This window comes from Weissella sp. DD23, assembly GCF_001579105.1.
GTDB classification, from domain to species: Bacteria; Bacillota; Bacilli; order Lactobacillales; family Lactobacillaceae; genus Weissella; species Weissella cibaria.
Genome location: NZ_KQ970391.1, coordinates 341,223 through 346,367, shown reverse-complemented (window position 1 = coordinate 346,367; position 5,145 = coordinate 341,223). Strand labels below are relative to the sequence as shown.

Annotated in this window: 3 protein-coding genes and 1 pseudogene; all 4 read right to left on the bottom strand. The window is 44.9% G+C overall.

Annotation, left to right across the window (positions count from 1 at the left end; all coding sequences use genetic code 11):
• Positions 1-286 (bottom strand): annotated as a pseudogene (locus tag WEIDD23_RS14455) (D-alanine--D-alanine ligase); the annotation flags it as partial.
• A 68-nt stretch (positions 287-354) separates the two neighbouring features.
• A complete protein-coding gene (locus WEIDD23_RS04140; protein ID WP_010373523.1) occupies positions 355-1,338 on the bottom strand; it encodes a DUF2785 domain-containing protein in 984 nt (327 codons plus the stop codon).
• A 113-nt stretch (positions 1,339-1,451) separates the two neighbouring features.
• Entirely contained in the window at positions 1,452-3,284 is a 1,833-nt protein-coding gene (locus WEIDD23_RS04135) for an APC family permease (protein WP_010373522.1), read from the bottom strand.
• Positions 3,285-3,469: 185 nt separating this feature from the next.
• Positions 3,470-5,089, bottom strand: coding sequence for a chaperonin GroEL (gene groL / locus WEIDD23_RS04130; RefSeq protein WP_010373520.1), 1,620 nt, complete (start codon positions 5,087-5,089; stop codon positions 3,470-3,472).
• Positions 5,090-5,145: the final 56 nt, after the last annotated feature.

The window sequence follows — 5,145 nt, the reverse complement described above, 5'->3', positions numbered from 1 at the left end:
AGTCAATTTCTGACATCTCACCCAAAACTGCAATTGGTGCCAATGGGTTCTTCAAGTCCATCTTTGACTTTGCTTCCGCCACAATCGTATCTTCGTCTTCACCATCAAATACGCGCTTTGAATCAGCGGCATTGATCATGATTCCGTCCTTAGAAATCAAGAAAACCGTTACGTTGTACTTTTCCTTGTCCATGGCATCGTAAATGTTACGTGCTGAACGCTTTGAAACGTCGTGTTCTGATGAATTACCACCAAAGAACATCGCAATGTTTAGCTTTTCTGACATGTCTATCTCCCTGTCAAACTGATTTATTTGGAACCCTCAGTATAACACGTTCCTGAATTCTTGATAAGTTACGCTAGAAAGTTTCGCGCTTCGTTAAGATAATTATAAATTTCTTTAGGCAACTTTTCGCGTAACAGTAGCCCTTGAAGTAACCGCTGCTGGTTGTACATACGATGCCAATCAGCCTCAACTTCAGGTTGCATCTGACGGGTCATTTCTTGACGCCATTGCTTTAATTGCTTTAAGAAATAATCGCGATACAGTGGATTCATGTTCACCAGCGTCACGATATAACTATCAATTCGACGGTTTTCACCCATCACCAGTGGCGTCTCCAAACGCTTGATACGTTCAATCAGCACCGTCAATAAGAAAATTTTGTCTGCACGGGTCACAGCATCATCGTTTGATAAATCATCTAACATATTGCCAACGTGCAAGAATGTGTGGGCCCAGCCTTTCCCCTCAACAAAGCCACGCGTGTCATGCTCTAACGCGATATAAGTCGCTAAGTTATCAATCATCATTTCATGCAAATCATCTGTAAACAAATCAAAGTCATTCGTCCGATTAGCATAGTTCAACATCGACAGAATAAATACAGCGAATGATCGGAAGAAAATACCATCATTATTCGTTTCCGTAATGTGCGAAAACAAGACTGAATCCTGTAAAAGGTAGCGTGTCATCATGACAACTTGGTTATCACTGAAAATATGATTCTGTAAGCCATCACTGACAAAGAAAAACACACCGCGATCACGTAGTTCAGGATCAGTCTGACGCAACCCTGTCATCATATCCAATACGTCTTGATCCGTGACCACCACTGGTTCACCAGCAATCAATGCTGTCTGCCAATCAGAAAGCTTTTCTTGCAATGTACTAGCAGTGGCCGCATCTAATTGCGCAACGGTTGTTGGGGCATCATAATCAAACTGATCAATCAAGCGACCAATCTCAGCTCCCATTGAATCAAATAATTCGCCATGGTGCACCCGTTCACGGATGGCTTGTAATTCTTGTCGGACTTCATCAACGGTATAATCCATTATCTCTATCCCTTTATTTTCTCTAAGTTTTTTTGCTTTCAAAATAAAAGCTATCATCAATAGGTTAACACAACCTCTTGATGATAGCAGATGAAAATATTCGTTTTTAACAACTATTCCTTTAGGTGGAAGTAGTACGTCGATACCGTGACGTCACGTGAGGCCAACGCCGTGCGCAAACGCAAACTATTTTGGTTGTGCAAAGCATTTTGCCAACCGTGACGTGGTACGAATTGCGGAATCAAGATAGTCAAGGAATGATTGCGTTCCTTAGCACCCTTCGCAATTTCATCCACGAAACGTAATGATGGCTCTGTAATTGATCGATAAGACGAGTGAATATCCACGTAGCGGACATCCGGGAATTCACGCTTGAATTCCACCCCCAAACGATGTTCCTTTTCAGGGTTCGAATCAAACGAAACGTGCATTGCCAAAACGCGATCACCCATTGATTGGGCATAGTCAATCGCATCAGCCGTTGCCTTCGTCAAGTTTGAGACCAACACAATCACAGTCGCACCATCGTAATGATGACGCTTGACCGGTTCCTTAGACAAAACACGCAATTGCTTTGCGACAGCGCGGTAGTGCTTGTTTACAGTCCAGAACATCTTAATGAGCACTGGCATGATAATCAAGTAAGGCCAAACTGACTTGAAGTGCATCCAGAATAAGATAACCACCAAGGCAAATGAAATGGCCGCACCAACGAAATTGATTGACGCTTTACCAAGCCAAATACCTTCACGTTCACGGAACCAGTGAATAATCATTCCTGATTGTGACAACGTAAATGGAATGAACACACCCACAGCATACAATGGAATCAGTGCTTCCGTCGAACCGTTAAAGATTAACAGCAAGACGATGGCCCCAATGGCCAATGACATAATACCGTTTGAGTAACCCAGGCGATCACCCTTGTCCATGTAGATGTGTGGCATGAACTTGTCCTTCGCCAAATTAAAGGCTAACTGTGGAAAGGCTGAGAATCCGGTGTTGGCAGCAACTGCCAAAATCAAAGCCGTGGCGATTTGCAACAAATAGAACAGCACGCCGTGACCAAAGGTCGCCTGACCAATTTGGGCCAAAACAGTCACGTGGTCATTTGGACGAATACCATACCAGTATGACAAGAATGTAATGCCGGCAAAGAAGAAGGCCAAAATCAAGGCCATAATTGACAACGTTGCCGCTGCATTACGAGGCTTTGGTTCTTTAAAGTTTGGTACGGCATTTGAAATCGCTTCAACACCAGTCAATGAAGATGATCCACTTGAGAACGCCTTCAAGAACAAGATGATGCCGATATTCGATCCCGTCGTACCGATAGCCGAAGCAGCATGGAACGCTACCTGGCCAGTGGCGATGTTATACAAACCATATAGCACCATCCCCGTAATCATCAAGATAAAGAAGTAAACCGGCACCATCAAGAAGCCAGCTGACTCCCGGACACCACGCAAGTTGATTCCCATCAAAATCAAGATAATCACGACACCAATCCCAACTGCATAGGGATGTAAGGCTGGAATTGCTGAGGTAATGGCTTCTGTACCTGCCGCAACAGATACGGCCACGGTCAGCATGTAGTCAACCAACAATGAACCACCCGCGACAAGTCCTGCGTTACGTCCCCAGTTAGTTGACGTTACGACATACGCACCACCACCCGATGGGTACGCATGAATGATTTGGCGATATGACAACGTAATCGCTGCCAACAGCACCAAAACCAGAATTGCGATCGGAATTTGCATCCAAAGGGCCGCAGCGCTCGCAGCGATCAACGCCGTCGTAATTTGCTCCGTACCATAGGCAACTGATGACAACGCATCAGAAGACAACAATGCCAATGCCTTGGTTCGACTCAAATGTTGCGAGCCTTCTTCCAGGGTCTTCAATGGCTTTCCAATCAACAACCGCTTTAAAAAGCGCCACATGATTAATTCGCTCCTATTAAATTAGATTTAGCTGTTACGCCAATTTGTAAGACGATTTAAAATTTCTACAACGACTTATTTTAGTGCTATTTACACCCGTTGTCTATCATTGATATTTAGATAATTTTTCACAAACAAAGAACCACCGCCAAAAGCATGACGGTGGTTCATTAGTTTGTATTAAATTACATCATGCCCGGCATTCCTTGAGCAGGCATTGCAGGTGCTGCGTCTTCCTTAGGTTGCTCCGCAACAACAGCTTCAGTCGTCAACAACAAAGCTGACACTGAGGCAGCATTTTGCAAAGCTGAACGCGTCACCTTCGTTGGATCCACGATACCAGCAGCAACCATATCAACCCATTCATCAGTCGCAGCGTTGTAACCAATACCAGGCTTTTCGGCCTTCAATTGGTTCACAATCACTGATCCTTCCAAACCAGCATTTTCAGCGATTTGACGAACTGGCTCTTCCAAGGCACGACGCACAATGTTGATACCCGTTTGCACATCCCCATCCTCAGACAAGGCAGCAACCGCAGGGATTGCGTTAACCAAAGCAGTTCCACCACCGGCAACGAATCCTTCTTCAACAGCGGCGCGTGTGGCATTCAAGGCGTCTTCAATTCGGTACTTGCGCTCCTTCAACTCAGTTTCAGTTGCAGCACCGACGTTGATGACAGCAACACCACCGGCCAACTTAGCCAAACGCTCTTGCAACTTCTCACGATCAAAATCAGAGGTTGTCTCAGCAATTTGACCCTTAATCAGGTTAACACGCTCAGCGATGGCATCCTTGTTACCAGCACCTTCAACAATCGTCGTGTTATCCTTTGATACCGTTACCTTAGCGGCTTGACCAAGTTGGGCAATCGTGACGTCCTTCAAGTTCAAACCAAGGTCTTCAGTAATCACGGTACCACCCGTCAAGATAGCAATATCTTCCAATTGGGCCTTACGACGGTCACCGAAGCCAGGTGCCTTCACAGCAACCACGTTAAACGTACCACGCATCTTGTTCAAGACCAACGTTGGCAAAGCTTCACCCGTAATATCATCAGCGATGATCAACAAAGCGCGACCTTGCTCGACAACACTTTGCAACATTGGCAAGATTTCTTGAATGTTCGCAATCTTCTTATCCGTAATCAAAATGTATGGGTTGTCCAAAGATGCTTCCATCTTGTCCGTATCCGTGACCATGTATTGTGACATGTAACCACGGTCAAATTGCATACCTTCAACAACATCCAACGTTGTTTCGATACCCTTTGACTCTTCGATGGTGATAACGCCGTCGTTACCAACCTTCTCCATCGCCTCAGCAATCAACTCACCCACCTCTGGGTTAGCAGCTGAAATTGACGCGATTTGCGCAATTTCTTCCTTCGTTGACACCGTCTTTGACATGTCATGCAATGACTTAACAGCCGCATCCGTTGCCAATTCAATTCCACGACGCACACCAACTGGGTTAGCACCGGCTGTCACATTCTTCAAACCTTCATTAATGATAGCTTGTGTCAAAACAGTGGCTGTCGTCGTACCATCACCAGCGATATCGTTGGTCTTTGAGGCAACTTCAGCAACCAACTTTGCCCCCATGTCTTCAAAGTGGTCTTCCAACTCGATTGACTTAGCAATTGTCACACCATCATTCGTAATAGTTGGTGCGCCGTAGCTTTGTTCAATCACAACATTACGTCCCTTAGGACCAATCGTCGTCTTAACCGTATTTGCAAGCTTGTCAACTCCCGCTTGCATCTTGGCACGTGCATCTTCAGCAAACTTAATGTCCTTAGCCATGATTTATTCACCCTCTATTTTAATAATTTTGATTAATTGTGTTTTGTAAATTAAAG

Excerpts from the sequence above, each read along its gene's own strand:
- groL (WP_010373520.1), bottom strand. The coding sequence starts at position 5,089 with ATGGCTAAGGACATTAAGTTTGCTGAAGATGCACGTGCCAAGATGCAA.
- WEIDD23_RS04140 (WP_010373523.1), bottom strand. The coding sequence starts at position 1,338 with ATGGATTATACCGTTGATGAAGTCCGACAAGAATTACAAGCCATCCGT.
- WEIDD23_RS04135 (WP_010373522.1), bottom strand. The coding sequence starts at position 3,284 with ATGTGGCGCTTTTTAAAGCGGTTGTTGATTGGAAAGCCATTGAAGACC.